The organism is Massilia sp. LXY-6, assembly GCF_051233485.1.
Classification (GTDB): Bacteria; Pseudomonadota; Gammaproteobacteria; order Burkholderiales; family Burkholderiaceae_D; genus Telluria.
Map to the genome: position 1 here is coordinate 138,991 of NZ_JBKFGF010000006.1, position 14,594 is coordinate 153,584.

The 14,594-nt window shown below is 64.7% G+C and carries 16 protein-coding genes; 14 read left to right on the forward strand and 2 right to left on the reverse strand.

The features are described 5' to 3' along the window. The first annotated feature begins 131 nt into the window (after positions 1 to 131). The 4 genes from ACI48D_RS03635 to ACI48D_RS03650 are packed head-to-tail and all read left to right on the forward strand — an operon-like array spanning position 132 to position 3,821. Entirely contained in the window at positions 132 to 1,061 is a 930-nt protein-coding gene (locus ACI48D_RS03635; RefSeq protein WP_435569840.1) for a branched-chain amino acid ABC transporter permease, read from the forward strand. A gap of 18 nt (positions 1,062 to 1,079) precedes the next feature. Continuing rightward, positions 1,080 to 2,300: an ABC transporter permease subunit gene (locus ACI48D_RS03640; RefSeq protein ID WP_435569841.1), complete on the forward strand. Its 1,221-nt coding sequence runs from the start codon at positions 1,080 to 1,082 to the stop codon at positions 2,298 to 2,300. Continuing rightward, positions 2,297 to 3,073: an ABC transporter ATP-binding protein gene (locus ACI48D_RS03645; protein WP_435569842.1), complete on the forward strand. Its 777-nt coding sequence runs from the start codon at positions 2,297 to 2,299 to the stop codon at positions 3,071 to 3,073. Before ACI48D_RS03640 ends, ACI48D_RS03645 begins: the two co-directional genes overlap by 4 nt. Positions 3,074 to 3,086: 13 nt before the next feature. After that, positions 3,087 to 3,821 carry an ABC transporter ATP-binding protein gene (locus ACI48D_RS03650; protein WP_435569843.1) on the forward strand — a complete coding sequence of 245 codons (735 nt, stop codon included), beginning with the start codon at positions 3,087 to 3,089 and terminating at the stop codon, positions 3,819 to 3,821. A 63-nt stretch (positions 3,822 to 3,884) separates the two neighbouring features. Here the strand turns inward: ACI48D_RS03650 and phaP are convergent, their stop codons facing one another. Continuing rightward, positions 3,885 to 4,454 (reverse strand): TIGR01841 family phasin, encoded by a 570-nt coding sequence (gene phaP / locus ACI48D_RS03655; RefSeq protein ID WP_435569844.1) that lies wholly within the window; start codon positions 4,452 to 4,454, stop codon positions 3,885 to 3,887. A 291-nt stretch (positions 4,455 to 4,745) separates the two neighbouring features. Here phaP and ACI48D_RS03660 point away from each other — a divergent pair, with 291 nt between their 5' ends. From ACI48D_RS03660 to pbpG, 3 genes are all read left to right on the forward strand, one after another. Next, positions 4,746 to 5,687: a DMT family transporter gene (locus tag ACI48D_RS03660; RefSeq protein ID WP_435569845.1), complete on the forward strand. Its 942-nt coding sequence runs from the start codon at positions 4,746 to 4,748 to the stop codon at positions 5,685 to 5,687. A gap of 19 nt (positions 5,688 to 5,706) precedes the next feature. Beyond that, a complete protein-coding gene (locus ACI48D_RS03665; protein WP_435569972.1) occupies positions 5,707 to 6,402 on the forward strand; it encodes a nitroreductase in 696 nt (231 codons plus the stop codon). A gap of 171 nt (positions 6,403 to 6,573) precedes the next feature. Next, complete coding sequence (gene pbpG, locus ACI48D_RS03670; RefSeq protein ID WP_435569846.1) at positions 6,574 to 7,680, forward strand: D-alanyl-D-alanine endopeptidase; 1,107 nt, start codon at positions 6,574 to 6,576, stop codon at positions 7,678 to 7,680. 89 nt (positions 7,681 to 7,769) lie between these two features. Here pbpG and ACI48D_RS03675 read toward each other — a convergent pair whose 3' ends face one another. Next, complete coding sequence (locus tag ACI48D_RS03675) at positions 7,770 to 8,555, reverse strand: IclR family transcriptional regulator (protein ID WP_435569847.1); 786 nt, start codon at positions 8,553 to 8,555, stop codon at positions 7,770 to 7,772. A gap of 118 nt (positions 8,556 to 8,673) precedes the next feature. On the opposite strand from ACI48D_RS03675, the gene ACI48D_RS03680 reads away from it, so the two are divergent. From ACI48D_RS03680 to ACI48D_RS03710, 7 genes are all read left to right on the forward strand, one after another. Then, complete coding sequence (locus ACI48D_RS03680; RefSeq protein ID WP_435569848.1) at positions 8,674 to 9,060, forward strand: diacylglycerol kinase; 387 nt, start codon at positions 8,674 to 8,676, stop codon at positions 9,058 to 9,060. Between the two features lie 36 nt (positions 9,061 to 9,096). Further along, positions 9,097 to 9,735, forward strand: coding sequence for a peroxiredoxin (locus ACI48D_RS03685; RefSeq protein WP_435569849.1), 639 nt, complete (start codon positions 9,097 to 9,099; stop codon positions 9,733 to 9,735). Positions 9,736 to 9,895: 160 nt separating this feature from the next. Continuing rightward, on the forward strand, positions 9,896 to 10,669 hold the full coding sequence (locus ACI48D_RS03690; RefSeq protein WP_435569850.1) for a sulfite exporter TauE/SafE family protein: 774 nt from the start codon (positions 9,896 to 9,898) through the stop codon (positions 10,667 to 10,669). 120 nt (positions 10,670 to 10,789) lie between these two features. Then, on the forward strand, positions 10,790 to 11,635 hold the full coding sequence (gene cysT / locus ACI48D_RS03695; protein ID WP_435569851.1) for a sulfate ABC transporter permease subunit CysT: 846 nt from the start codon (positions 10,790 to 10,792) through the stop codon (positions 11,633 to 11,635). Positions 11,636 to 11,637: 2 nt separating this feature from the next. After that, positions 11,638 to 12,549 carry a sulfate ABC transporter permease subunit CysW gene (gene cysW / locus ACI48D_RS03700; RefSeq protein WP_435569852.1) on the forward strand — a complete coding sequence of 304 codons (912 nt, stop codon included), beginning with the start codon at positions 11,638 to 11,640 and terminating at the stop codon, positions 12,547 to 12,549. A gap of 2 nt (positions 12,550 to 12,551) precedes the next feature. Beyond that, positions 12,552 to 13,625 (forward strand): sulfate/molybdate ABC transporter ATP-binding protein, encoded by a 1,074-nt coding sequence (locus ACI48D_RS03705; protein WP_435569853.1) that lies wholly within the window; start codon positions 12,552 to 12,554, stop codon positions 13,623 to 13,625. After that, positions 13,622 to 14,554 carry a CysB family HTH-type transcriptional regulator gene (locus ACI48D_RS03710; protein WP_435569854.1) on the forward strand — a complete coding sequence of 311 codons (933 nt, stop codon included), beginning with the start codon at positions 13,622 to 13,624 and terminating at the stop codon, positions 14,552 to 14,554. The genes ACI48D_RS03705 and ACI48D_RS03710 overlap by 4 nt, the downstream gene beginning before the upstream one ends. The last annotated feature ends 40 nt before the right edge of the window (positions 14,555 to 14,594 follow it).

Below are 14,594 nucleotides of genomic sequence, written 5' to 3' on the forward strand. Positions count from 1 at the left end.
CGGCGCATCAATTTCCGATGTCAGTTTTTCAAAAACATCGCTATGATGATGACGCTCGGAAATCGTGAATGCAACAGCAAAGCGGCACTTCGGCAACCCGGGTGCCGTTTTTTTTATGAGACAGTAAAACGATGGAAACTTTCGTCCAACAGATCCTGAACGGACTGGTGCTGGGCAGCATGTATGCGCTGATCGCGCTCGGCTACACCATGGTCTACGGGGTGCTAAACCTGATTAACTTCGCCCACGGCGACGTGCTGATGATCGGCGCGATGGTCGGCCTGAGCATCCTGAAAGGCCTCGACAGCGCCTTCCCCGGCATGTCCGGCGGGCTGCAGCTGGCGATCGCCATCATCGGCGCGATGCCGGTGACGATGCTGGTCAACGTGCTGATCGAGCGCATCGCCTACCGCCGCCTGCGCAACGCGCCGCGCCTGGCGCCCCTGATCACCGCGATCGGCGTGTCGATCCTGCTGCAGACCTTCGCCATGATGATCTGGGGCCGCAGCCCGCTGCCGTTCCCGCAACTGTTGTCGTCCGAGCCGATCATGGTCGGCGGCGCCGTGATCTCGCAGACCCAGGTGCTGCTGCTGGTGCTGGCCGCGCTCAGCATGCTCGCGCTGGTGTTCCTGGTCGAGAAGACCAAGATGGGCCGCGCCATGCGCGCCGTCGCCGAGAACCCGCGCGTGGCCGGCCTGATGGGTGTGGACTCGAACCGCGTAGTGGTGACCACCTTCGCCATCGGCGCCGCGCTGGCGGCGGTGGCCGGCGTGATGTGGGGCGCCAACTATGCGTCGATCCAGTTCGCGATGGGCACGGTGCCGGGCATGAAGGCCTTCTCGGCCGCGGTGCTGGGCGGCATCGGCAACATCTACGGCGCCATGATCGGCGGGATCGTCCTCGGCATCATCGAGAGCCTGGGCGCCGGCTATATCGGTGACCTGACCGGCGGCTTCCTCGGCAGCCACTACCAGGACATCTTCGCCTTCATCGTGCTGATCCTGGTGCTGACCGTGCGTCCGTCCGGCATCATGGGCGAACGCGTCGCGGATCGCGCCTGAGGAAAGGGAACACAGACCATGGCTCTCCTGACCTTTGACCTCGACAACAAACCGCGCCAGTCCTGGGCCAGCATCGGCGTGCTGCTGGCGGCGATGCTCGTCTTCCCCTTCGTTGCCAGCCAGTTCGGCAACTCCTGGGTGCGCATCCTCGACATGGCCCTGCTGTACATCATGCTGGCGCTGGGCCTGAACATCGTGGTCGGCTTTGCCGGCCTGCTCGACCTCGGCTACATCGCCTTCTTCGCGGTCGGCGCCTACCTGACCGGGCTGCTGGCCTCGCCGCAGTTCGCGAGCCTGCTGGAGTCGCTCGTCAACTATTCGCCGGCGCTGGGGGACTCGCTGGTCGCGCTGTTCGGTGAAGACATCCGCACCAGCGGCATCCATTTGTCGGTGTGGGCGATCGTGCCGCTGGCGGCAATCGTGGCCGGCCTGTTCGGCGCGCTGCTGGGCGCGCCGACCCTGAAGCTGCGCGGCGACTACCTCGCCATCGTGACCCTGGGCTTCGGCGAGATCATCCGGATCTTCATGAACAACCTGAACGATCCGATCAACTTCACCAACGGCCCGCAGGGCATCAACCTGATCGATCCGATCCGGATCTTCGGCGTCTCGCTGGCGGGCGAGGCTGGTTCGCGGGCCACGGTCTACATCGCCGGCTTCGGGATTCCTTCGGTGAACGCGTATTACTTCCTGTTCCTGCTGCTGTGCATCGCGACCATCTTCATGACCAGCCGCCTGCAGCATTCGCGCCTGGGCCGTGCCTGGGTGGCGATCCGCGAGGACGAGATCGCGGCCAAGGCGATGGGCATCAACACCCGCAACGTCAAGCTGCTGGCATTCTCGATGGGCGCCTGCTTCGGCGGCGTGGCCGGCGCGATGTTCGCGGCCTTCCAGGGCTTCGTCTCGCCCGAATCCTTCTCGCTGACCGAGTCGATCGCCGTGCTGGCGATGGTGGTGCTGGGCGGCATCGGCCACATCCCCGGCGTGGTGATGGGGGGCGTACTGCTGGCGGCCTTGCCGGAAGTGCTGCGTCACGTGGTCGAGCCGGCCCAGCAGGTGCTGTTCGGCAAGGTGTTGATCGAGGCCGAAGTGCTGCGCCAGCTGCTGTACGGCCTGGCCATGGTGGTCATCATGCTGTACCGCCCGGCCGGCCTGTGGCCGTCGCCGCGCAAGGAAGACAGACCAAGCGCGGCGATCGCCAAGGAGCAACACGAAGAGAACAAGGCGGCAAAACCATGAACGACGACGTCCTGCTGAACATCTCCGGCGTGAATAAACGCTTCGGCGGCCTGCAGGCCCTGACCGACGTCGGCATCCGCATCCGGAAGGGCCAGATTGTTGGCCTGATCGGACCGAACGGCGCCGGCAAGACCACCTTCTTCAACGTGATCACCGGCCTCTACCAACCGGACACCGGCATCTTCGAACTGGCCGGCAAGCCGTATTCGCCGTCCGCCCCGCACGAGGTGGCGAAGGCCGGCATCGCCCGCACCTTCCAGAATATCCGCTTGTTCGGCGAAATGACGGCGCTGGAGAACGTGATGGTCGGGCGCCACGTGCGTACGCGCCAGGGCGTGATCGGCGCGATCCTGCGGCACAAGGCGGCGCGTCTGGAAGAAGCGGCGATCCGTGCGCGGGCCCTGGAACTGCTGGACTTCGTCGGCATCGGCCAGTTTGGCGACCGCACCGCGCGGGGCCTGGCGTATGGCGACCAGCGCCGCCTCGAGATCGCGCGCGCGCTCGCGACCGACCCGCGCCTGCTGGCGCTGGACGAGCCGGCCGCCGGCATGAATGCGACCGAGAAGCTGGGGCTGCGCGAGCTGCTGGTGAAGATCCAGGCGGCCGGTATCACCATCCTGCTGATCGAGCACGACGTGAAACTCATGATGGGCCTGTGCGACCGCATCTCGGTGCTGGAATACGGCAAGCTGATCGCGGAAGGGTTGCCGGCCGAGATCCAGAAGAACAAGGCGGTGATCGAGGCTTACCTCGGCACCGGCACATCGGCTTGATGAGCCCACTGATATGAGCGAAAACATTCTCAAGATTAGCGGCCTGAAGGTCGCCTATGGCGGCATCAAGGCCGTCAAGGGCATCGACCTGGAGGTCAACCGCGGCGAACTGGTCACATTGATCGGCGCCAACGGCGCGGGCAAGACCACGACCCTGAAGGCCATCACCGGCACCCTGCCGGCGTGCAAGGTGGAGGGCAGCGTCTCGTACATGGGCCAGCCGCTCCTGGATCAGAAACTGAGCGCGAAGTCGTTCAAGCTGGTGCAGGCCAAGCTGGCCATGGTGCCGGAAGGGCGGGGCGTGTTCACCCGCATGACGATCCACGAAAACCTGCTGATGGGTGCCTACACGCGCAACGACCAGGCCGGCATCGATACCGACATCGAGAAGTGGTACACGGTGTTCCCGCGCCTGAAGGAACGCGCCAAGCAGCTGGCGGGCACGCTGTCCGGCGGCGAGCAGCAGATGCTGGCGATGGCGCGCGCCCTGATGTGCCATCCGACCCTGCTGCTGCTGGACGAGCCCTCGATGGGCTTGTCGCCGATCATGGTCGCGAAGATCTTCGAGGTGATCCGGGATGTGTCCGGGCAGGGCATCACCGTCCTGCTGGTGGAGCAGAACGCGAAGCTGGCGCTGCAGGCGGCGCATCGGGCGTATGTGATGGAATCGGGCAGCATCACCATGACGGGGGATGCGGGGCAGATGCTGAACGATCCGCGGGTGCAGGCGGCGTATCTGGGCGAATAAAACAACGGCCCGGACCGCTCAAGCGATCCGGGCCGTTTTGCTTGCCCGGCAGGGCAGCGTTATTTAGGCAGCGTTGGCAGCACCGTTGGCGGCCTTGCCGGCTGCCTGGGTGAACTGCGACACGGCGGCGTTCAGGTTCGACTCGATCGCTTGGGCCGCTTGCTTGGTGCTCTTGCTGAACTGCTCGTAGCCGGCGTTGGCGTTGCTGATCGCGGTCTTCAGGGCCGACACATAGGTCTCGGAACCGGCCGGGGCGTTCTTGGTCACTTCGTCGACCAGCGAGATCACCTTGCGGTTGACTTCGGCGATCTGGCTCTCGGCGGCGCGCGAGAACTCGGCGCCGGTGTCGGCGGCGATCGAGGCGACTTGACGGCCATAGGCCAGGGCTTTTTCAGCGTTCGGCTGGGCTTGGGCGGCGGTCACGGCGAAGAATTCCTGCGGATCCTTGACGGCCAGCAGCTGACGTGCGGTTGCCGACGAGTTTTCCAGCGTGGCCTTGGCCGTGTTGATGTTCAGGTCCACCAGCTTTTCCATGCCCTCGAAAGTCTTGGAGGTCAGGGCCGACAGCAGGGCGAATTGGGATTCCAGATTGGCTTTGGTCGCGTTCGAAAACTGCTCGGGGAATGCAAACATGTAGTTCTCCAGTATTGGATAAATATTGAACTTGGGTGGACCCGGATGTTGCTCGGTAAGTAGTGCAGCGGTACATGTAAACTACTTTTGTGCGCCGCAACATGAACAGATTTTACCGGGTTTCGATCATGCGTCAAGAACTTTTGATGCGGCGCACAAGAGAGAATACCAGTTCTGAGGTATATCAAGACATGCAATCGTTTACGCCGTCTTTCGTTTGCATCGATACAACAGCCGGCGCAGGGGAGGCTGGCCGGCAAGACCCCAAGGGCATGCTAGACTGGCAATCCGATGACGCCAAACACTTCCGAGTCCCCCGCCGCGCCCGCCTCCCAGCCATCCACGGCCGTACCCGCTGCGCCGGCGCACGCCGGCTGGCTGTCGCCGATGCCGCTGTTCTTCGTCTTCCTCTGGAGTACGGGCTTCATCGCCGCCAAATACGGCTTGCCGTATGCGCCGCCGCTGAGTTTCCTGATATTGCGCTGCCTGGGCGCGGTGCTGGTCCTGCTGCCGCTGGTGCTGGGAAGCGGCGCACCATGGCCGCGCGGACGCATCGTGCACGTGGCAGTCGCCGGCCTGTTGCTGCAGGCCGGCTACCTGGGCGGCGTGTGGAGCGCCATCAAGATCGGCATGCCGGCCGGGCTGTCGGCCCTGATCGTCGGGCTGCAGCCGATCCTGACCGCCTTTGCCGCGCCGCTGGTGGGCGAGCGCGTCACGCCGCGCCAGTGGCTCGGGCTGCTGCTCGGCCTGGGCGGCGTCGGCCTGGTGGTATATGCCAAGCTCAGCTTGAACGGCCTGGCCCCGAGCGCCATCGCGTTCTGCGTGCTGGCGCTGCTGTCGATCACCTGCGGTACGCTGTACCAGAAGCGCTTCTGCCCGCAGTTCGACCTGCGCACGGGCACCCTGATCCAGTTCACGGCCAGCGCGCTGCTCCTGCTGCCGTTCGCCGTGGTGCTGGAAGATTTCGGACCAATGCTGGCGAACGTGCACTGGACCCCGCAGTTCGTCGGCGCGCTGCTGTGGTCGATCCTCGCGCTGTCGATCGGCGCCATCTTCCTTTTATTCAGGCTCATCAGCCGCAACGACGCTACCAAAGTGACGAGCCTGCTGTACCTGACGCCGCCGACCACGGCCGTGATGGCCTGGCTGATGTTCGGCGAAGCCCTGAGTCCGCTCGGACTGGTGGGGATGGTGGTGGCGGTGGCGGGCGTCGCCTTTGTCGTCAAGAAGTAATCTACAAGGAGAATTGATGATGATTACCAGCCAGCAGCAACAGGCCGTGGACGCGGCCATCACCTCGCGCCGCTCGATCCGGGCCTACCTGCCGACCCCGGTCGCACGCGAGGACGTCGAAGCCATCCTCGAAGTCGCGGCGCGCGCCCCGTCCGGCACGAATACCCAGCCGTGGAAGGTCTATGTGCTGACGGGCGAGGCCAAGGAGCGCGTCAGCAGCGCGATCCTGGCGGCCTACACCGATCCGCAGCAGTCGAAGGAACACACCGAGGAGTACACTTATTACCCGCGCGAATGGGTCTCCCCCTTCGTCGACCGGCGCCGCAAGGTCGGCTGGGACCTGTACGCCTTGCTGGGCCTGACGCGCGAGAACAAGGCCGGGATGGCGGCCCAGCACGGCCGCAACTACCGCTTCTTCGACGCCCCGGTCGGTCTGATCTTCACGATCGACCGCGTGATGGAGCAGGGCTCCTGGCTCGACTACGGCATGTTCCTGCAGAACATCATGGTGGCGGCGCGCGGGCGCGGGCTCGATACCTGTCCGCAGGCGGCCTTCATCCAGTTCCACCGCATCGTCGGGGAGCAGCTCGGCCTGCCGGCCAACGAAATGCTGGTCTGCGGCATGGCGCTGGGCTGGGCCGATCCGGACAAGGTCGAGAACAGCCTGGCGACCGAACGCGAACCGGTATCCAGCTTCGTGCGCTTCGTGGAGTAGCATGTTCGGTATACTTGATGCGCAAGCTGTTGAAATATCAAGAGATTTCTGCAACGTGTGAAACATTGCGTTGTAGCAAAATGAGAGCGCAGGTGCTACATTGTCTTGCGCTTCACCCGTCTTTCGCTACACTGCAATAGTGCTCATCAGTTCGCGTTCAAGGATTTTCAGATGCTCAAGCTCGCGTTGGCCGCCGCCATGACCATGGTATTCCTGCTTGATCCCGCCCAGGCCGCAACGGGCAGCAGGCACAAGGGACGCACGGCCACCGTCAAGAAAGTGAAGGCCAAACGGACCGACCTCGCCACGGTCATCGCCGACGACAACCGCCAGCGCATGGTGCGCCGGATCGAGATGGTGCACGGCAAGCGCAGGGTGGTCTACCAGCAGGTACGCCGCGCCGCCCCGGCCCTGGCGATCCTCAGCGCCGGCGACATCGCCGGCCTGAACAAGATCCACGACCCGCTCGACCTGCGCTCCTCGGTGGCGTACGTGATGGACCAGACCAGTTCCGAAGTGCTGTTCGAAAAGAATGCCACCGTCGCCCTGCCGATCGCCTCGATCACCAAGCTGATGACGGGCCTGCTGGTGGTACAGGCCCGGCAGAACCTGGACGAGGTGCTGACGATTACCGACGCCGACGTCGACCGTCACAAGTACTCCAGTTCCCGCCTGCCCGTCGGCGCACGCATGACGCGCGGCAACCTATTGCACATCGCGCTGATGAGCTCGGAAAACCGCGCCGCCTCCGCACTGGGCCGCAATTACCCGGGCGGGATTACGGCCTTCGTCGAGGCGATGAATGCCAAGGCGAAGGAACTCGGCATGAACGATACGCATTATGTGGACTCGAGCGGCCTGTCGAGCCAGAACGTATCGAGCGCGCGCGACCTGGCCAAGCTGGTCATGACGGCGCACCAGGAACCGCTGCTGCGCCAGTACACGACCGACCCGAACTACGTGGTCGAAGCCAGTGGCCGCCGCATGCAGTACCACAACACCAACTACCTGGTCGCCATGCCGGACTGGAACATCGGCCTGCAGAAGACCGGCTTCATCAACGAAGCGGGGCGCTGCCTGGTGATGCAGGCCATGATCCAGGGCCGCAACGTGGTCATGGTGTTCCTGGATTCGAAGGGCAAGCAGTCGCGCACCGCGGACGCGGGACGGATGCGGAAGTGGCTGGAGGCACTCAAGCCGGCCAGTATTCCGTCGGCGGCTGCGGCGGGCGTTCCGGTGACGGTGTCGGCGGTGGTGCCGGGGACCAGCGCGCAATAAGCACCGTGTTCCCGCGCAGGCAGGAACTCATGCGCGCTGAGGTCGGATAGTTGGAACGACGTCGCGGGTGTCGCGGCGGCGACGCTTGACTAGACTCCGGCGCCGACCCGGTGCCCCAGCGTCGCCGAAATCTGTGCCGCCGTGTTCACCAGGTCTTCCAGCCACTCGTCCTGCAGCCGGTCCGCCGGCGCCGAGATCGACAGGCCAGCGACCAGCTTGCCGCTGTCGTCGTGGATGCCGGCCGCCATGCAGCGCACGCCCAGTTCCAGTTCCTCGTTGTCGCGCGCATAGCCGCGCGAGCGCACCAGCGCCAGTTCGCGCTCCAGGCGCGTGAGGTCGGTGATCGAATTCTTGTTGTGGCCGGCCAGCCCGGTGCGGGTGGCATAGGCGCGGATCGCCTTCGGCTCGTCCACGGACAGGAACAGCTTGCCGGTCGAGGTCAGGTGCAGCGGACCGCGGCCGCCGATCGCACGCACCACCTGCATGCCGGAGCGCTCGGAGAAGGCGCGGTCGATGTAGACGATCTCGTCGCCCTGGCGCACCGACAGGTTGACCGTCTGCCGGGTCTTGTTGTGCAGGGCGCGCATCAGGTCAACCGCCGCTTCGCGTACCGACAATCGGCTTTTCACCACATTGCCCAGTTCCAGCAGACGCATGCCGAGGCGGTAAGTGCCGGGCTCGACGCGGTCGACGAAGCGCGTCACCACCATGTCGTTCAGGATCCGGTGCGCGGTGGACGGATGCAGGCCGGAAACCTTCGACAACTCCTTCAGGCTCACGGGATCGGGATAACTGGCCAGGACGTCGAGCAGGGCTACCATGCGTTCAATCACCTGGATGGAAGTTTTCGCCGGTTCGGGGGTTTCCATTTTCATATTGTGGTTGGTGCGGTGCGGTATATATCTCTACTTTATACCATAATGTGAAAATTGTGGTTAGCGAGTGGTTTCAGTGTGGGGCATAATGCGAAACTTACAAGTAACCACGACACGTATGGATCAACCAAGCAGCGAGTTCAAGAGCAAGGGCGGCCTGGCGCGCATCGCCGCCGCCTTTCGCTATTCGATCGAAGGTTTCAAGACCGCCTGGCGGCATGAGCACGCGTTCCGCCAGGAGCTGATGGTGGCGGTGCCGGCGGCGATCCTGGCGCTGGTGCTGAAGATTTCCGCCTTCCAGAAGCTGGCGCTGATCGCGGTGCTCGGGCTGGTGTTGCTGGTGGAACTGATCAATGCCGCCATCGAGGCGGTGGTCGACCGCGTTTCGCTGGAGCGCCATCCGCTGTCGAAGGCCGCCAAGGACCTGGGCAGCGCGGCGGTGGCGCTGGCGATCGCGATGGCTGCCGCGACATGGGGCGTGGTTCTCTACAACCGATTTTTCTGACCGCAGTTTTCATTCCTTAACCTGAAGGAGATCAGCATGACTTTACGCCTGGGCGACACCGCTCCCGATTTCGAGCAGGATTCCACCATCGGCCGCATCCGTTTTTATGACTGGGCGGGCGATTCCTGGGTGGTGCTGTTTTCGCACCCGGCCGACTTCACGCCGGTGTGCACGACCGAACTGGGCCTGACCGCCAAACTCAAGCCGGAATTCGACAAGCGCAACGTCAAGGCGATCGCCCTGTCGGTCGACCCGGCCGAGCAGCACAAGGCCTGGATCAAGGATATCGAGGAAACCCAGCAGACCGTGGTTGGCTTCCCGATCATCGCCGACGCCGACAAGTCGGTCTCGACCCTGTACGACATGATCCACCCGAACCAGTCGGCCACCGCGACCGTGCGCTCCTTGTTCGTGATCGATCCGGCCAAGAAAGTGCGCCTGATGATCACCTACCCGATGAGCACCGGCCGCAACTTCGACGAAGTCCTGCGCGTGATCGATGCCCTGCAGCTGACCGACGGCTACACGGTCGCGACCCCGGGCAACTGGAAGGATGGCGACGACGTCATCATCCCGCTGACCGTGCAGGATCCGGAGCAGCTGAAGCAGAAATATCCAAAGGGTTTCAATGCCCCGCGGCCTTATCTGCGTCTCACACCTCAGCCAAACAAGTAAAACGGCCGAGGTGTGGGCTCAGGGAGCCCACCCTACGATCGCATGCTTGTAGGGTGGGCACCCCGTGCCCACGCGTAACGCCCGCATAAGTAAATAAGGAAGCTGTCGTTTGGTTTACGGCTGAGGCCCTTTACCCTTGGAGCCAATCTGGGGGTAAAGCATGTCCATTACGTATATCTTGTCGGGATTCGCCGTCGGCCTGCTGGTCGGTATGACCGGGGTCGGCGGCGGCTCGCTGATGACGCCGCTGCTGACGCTGCTGTTCGGCGTCGCGCCGTCGGTGGCGGTCGGCACCGACCTCGCCTTCGCTTCGCTCACCAAGAGCGCCGGCACCATCACCCACCGCTCGCGCGGCAATGTGCGGTGGCCGATCGTCGGCCGCCTGTGCATGGGCGCGCTGCCCGCCGCGCTGCTCGCCACGCTGGCCCTCCAATACCTCGGTCCCCTGAGCGCCGCCATCGGCCAGGTCATCCGCTATTCGATCGCCGTCTCCGTGATGCTGACCGTGGTGGCGATCCTGTTCCGGGTCCGCATGCTGGCCTGGGTCAACGCCAAGCCCGGCCGCCAGCTGCAGGGCAGGGCACTCGCCGGCGCCACCATCGCCGCCGGCGCGCTGCTCGGCACCCTCGTCACCGTGTCTTCGATCGGCGCGGGCGCGATCGGCGCCACCCTGCTGGTGATGCTGTATCCGAAACTGAGCCCGGCCGAAGTGGCGGGCACCGATATCGCCTACGCCGTGCCGCTGACCGCGATCGCCGCCGTCGGCCACTGGTGGCTGGGCTCGATCAACTGGACACTGCTGGCGACCCTGCTGGTCGGTTCGGTGCCGGGGATCACGCTCGGCTCCTGGGCAGCGAAAGCCGTGCCGGAAGGCTTCCTGCGCGGCTTGCTGGCGATGACCCTGGCCCTGGTGGCGTTCAAGCTGGTCGTTTAAGGAAGGCTGGGATCTTAATAGCGGAAACTGTCTATGCAAATGAGGAATGCTTCGTTTGCAATATGTGGTCTGGGTGCGATTATGTCGCGTTATTAGAAGAATTTGTAATAAGGCCCATCCATGAATACGCTTGTGACCAGCCGTAGCAGCGCCAACCGGGTCATCCCCGGTTTCGGCTTGTCGCTCGGCTTTACGATCTTCTACCTGGCGTTGATCGTGCTGATCCCGCTGTCGGCGATCTTCCTCAAAACCTTCACCATGAGCTGGGACGCGTTCTGGAACGCCGTCACCTCGGAACGCGTGATGGCGTCCTACCGCCTGAGCTTTGGCGCGGCCCTGATCGGCGCCGCCATCAACGTGGTGTTCGGCGGCATCGTCGCCTGGGTGCTGGTGCGCTACCAGTTTCCCGGCAAGCGCTTCGTCGACGCCCTGGTCGACCTGCCGTTCGCCCTGCCGACGGCCGTGGCCGGCATTACCCTGACCGCGCTGTACTCGAGCAACGGCTGGATCGGCAAGTACCTGGAACCGCTGGGCATCAAGGTCGCCTTCACCCCGCTGGGCGTGGTGGTCGCGCTGACCTTCATCGGCCTGCCCTTCGTGGTGCGGACCGTGCAGCCGGTGCTGGAAGATGCCGAGCGCGAGCTGGAAGAAGCCGCCGCCAGCCTGGGCGCCAGCCCGTGGCAGACGTTTACGCGCGTGGTCCTGCCGGGCATCACGCCCGCGCTCCTGACCGGCTTCGCGCTGGCCTTCGCGCGCGCCACCGGCGAATACGGCTCGGTGGTCTTCATCGCCGGCAACATGCCGATGGTGTCCGAGATCACGCCGCTGTTCATCATCACCAAGCTGGAGCAGTACGACTACACGGGCGCCACCGCGATCGCCGTGGTCATGCTGGTCGCCTCCTTCATCCTGCTGTTGGCCATCAACCTGCTGCAGGCCTGGACACGCAAGCGGGCAGGTAAATAACAATGAGCGCAGTCCTCGACAACATCAAACCCGCCGAAGCGGTCGCCCAGGCACCGCGCAAGGCCACCAATACCCTGGAGCCGGGCTGGGTGCGCTTCGCCCTGATCGCCGTGGCGCTGCTGTTCCTGACGCTGTTCCTGTTCGTGCCGCTGGTCGCCGTGTTCGCCGAAGCCCTGAAGAAGGGCTGGGACACCTACAAGGAATCCATCGTCGATCCGGACGCGCTGTCCGCGATCAAGCTGACCCTGATCGCGGCCGGCATCTCGGTGCCGCTGAACCTGGTGTTCGGCGTGGCAGCAAGCTGGGCCATCGCCAAGTTCGACTTCCGCGGCAAGAGCGTGCTGCTGACGTTGATCGACCTGCCGTTCTCGGTGTCTCCCGTGATCGCCGGCCTGATGTACGTGCTGATGTTCGGTTCGCAGGGCTGGTTCGGCCCCTGGCTGATGGACCACGACATCAAGATCCTGTTCGCGGTGCCGGGCATCGTGCTGGCGACCGTCTTCATCACTTTCCCCTTCGTGGCGCGCGAGCTGATTCCGCTGATGCAGGCCCAGGGCAGCGAAGAGGAAGAGGCGGCGCTGGTGCTGGGCGCCTCCGGCTGGCAGACCTTCCGCCGCGTGACCCTCCCCAACATCAAGTGGGGCCTGTTGTACGGCGTGATCCTGTGTAACGCCCGCGCGATGGGCGAGTTCGGCGCCGTGTCGGTGGTGTCGGGCCACATCCGCGGCGAGACCAACACCATGCCGCTGCAGGTCGAGATCCTCTACAACGAATACAACTTCACGGCCGCGTTCGCGATCGCTTCGCTGCTGGCCCTGCTGGCCCTGGTTACGCTGGCGGTGAAATCCTTTATCGAGTGGCGCCTGCACCAGCATCGCAAGGCCGCCGTGCAAATGCAAACTACGGAGCACTGAGCATGACGATCGAAGTCCAACACATCCGCAAGCAGTTCGGCCAGTTCACGGCCCTGGATGACGTCTCGCTGCAGTTCGCCGACGGCGAGCTGACCGCGCTGCTCGGGCCGTCCGGCTGCGGCAAGACGACGCTGCTGCGCATCATCGCCGGCCTGGAGTTCCCGGACGCCGGCCGCGTGCTGCTGGACGGCGCCGACGCCTCCGCCAGCCACGTGCGCGAGCGCCAGGTCGGCTTCGTGTTCCAGCACTACGCGCTGTTCAAGCACATGACCGTGTTCGAGAACGTCGCCTTCGGCTTGCGGGTCAAACCGCGCAAGGAACGCCCCAGCGAAGCGCAGATCCGCGAGAAGGTCAAAAAGCTGCTCGAACTGGTGCAGCTGGACTGGATCGCCGACCGCTATCCGCCGCAGCTGTCCGGCGGCCAGCGCCAGCGCATCGCCCTGGCGCGCGCCCTGGCCGTGGAGCCGCGCGTGCTGCTGCTCGACGAACCCTTCGGCGCGCTCGACGCCAAGGTGCGCAAGGAGCTGCGCCGCTGGCTGCGCCAGCTGCACGACGAGCTGCACGTGACCTCGATCTTCGTGACCCACGACCAGGAAGAAGCGCTGGAAGTGGCCGACCAGGTGGTCCTGATGAACAAGGGCCGCATCGAGCAGCTCGGCACCCCGGACGCCGTCTATAACCACCCGGCCTCGCCCTTCGTGTACGGCTTCCTGGGCAACGTCAATTTGTTCCACGGCCGCGTCAATGACGGCGTGCTGGCCAGCGGCGAGGCGACCTTCCATGCGCCGCAGTACGCCGGCGTGCAGAACGGCACCGGCATCGCCTATGTGCGCCCGCACGACCTCGACGTCGAGCGCTACGTGCCGGGCGGCGAGGGCGTGGCGGTCAAGCTGCGCCGCGCGCACGCGATCGGCCCGCTGGCCCAGCTCGACCTGGAGCGCGCCGACAATGCGCAAATGATCGAAGCGGTGATCCCGAATGAGCGCTACCGCGAACTGGGCCTGCGCGACGGCGAGACCCTGCTGGTGAAGCCGCGCCGGATGCATGTGTTCGTCGACCAGGGTGAAGGCATATGAACTTTCAGCAGCTGCGTTCGGTACGCGAGGCGGCGCGCCGCAACTTCAACCTGACCGATGTGGCGAACGCCCTGTTCACCTCGCAGCCGGGGGTGTCGCGCCAGATCCGCGAGCTCGAGGATGAGCTGGGCGTGGTCATCTTCGAACGCAACGGCAAGCGCCTGACCGGCATGACCGAGCCGGGCAAGGGCATCCTGAAGATCATCGAGCGCCTGCTGGTCGAGGCCGAGAACCTGCAGCAGGCCAGCAGCGAATACGCGGCCCAGGACAGCGGAACGCTCACGGTGGCGGTCACCCACACCCAGGCGCGCTATGCGCTGCCGCAGGTGGTGCAGGCCTTCCGCACGTCCTTCCCGGGCGTGCGCATCGCCCTGCAGCAGAGCGCGCCGGACCATATCGCCGAATGGGTGCTGTCGGGCCGCGCCGACATCGGCATCGCCACCGAGGGCCTGTCGACCTTCCCCGACCTGGTTTCCTTCCCATGCTACCGCTGGAGCCACCTGGTGGTGGTGCCGGACGGCCACCCGCTGCTGGGCCGCAGCCCGATCAAGCTGGCCGACCTGGCCGAGTTTTCCCTGATCACCTACGACGTCGGCTTCACCGGCCGCAGCCACATCGACGCCGCCTTCGCCGCCGCCGGCGTGAATCCGGACATCGTGCTGACGGCGATGGATTCGGACGTCATCAAGCAGTACGTGTCGCTGGGAATGGGGGTCGGCATCGTCGCCTCGATGGCCTTCGACCACGGGCGCGACCGCGGCCTGCGGGCGATCGAATCCTCGCACCTGTTCGCGCCGAACGTGACGCGGCTGGCGGTACGGCGCGGCGCCTACCTGCGCGCCTATGCCTATGACTTCATCGAGCGCTTCGCACAGGGTTTTACGCGCGCGGACATCGAACGGGCCTTGCATCCGGTGGCGGTGGAGTAAACAGGACGAACGTGTTCGACGCCAAAATATTTCTTACTTA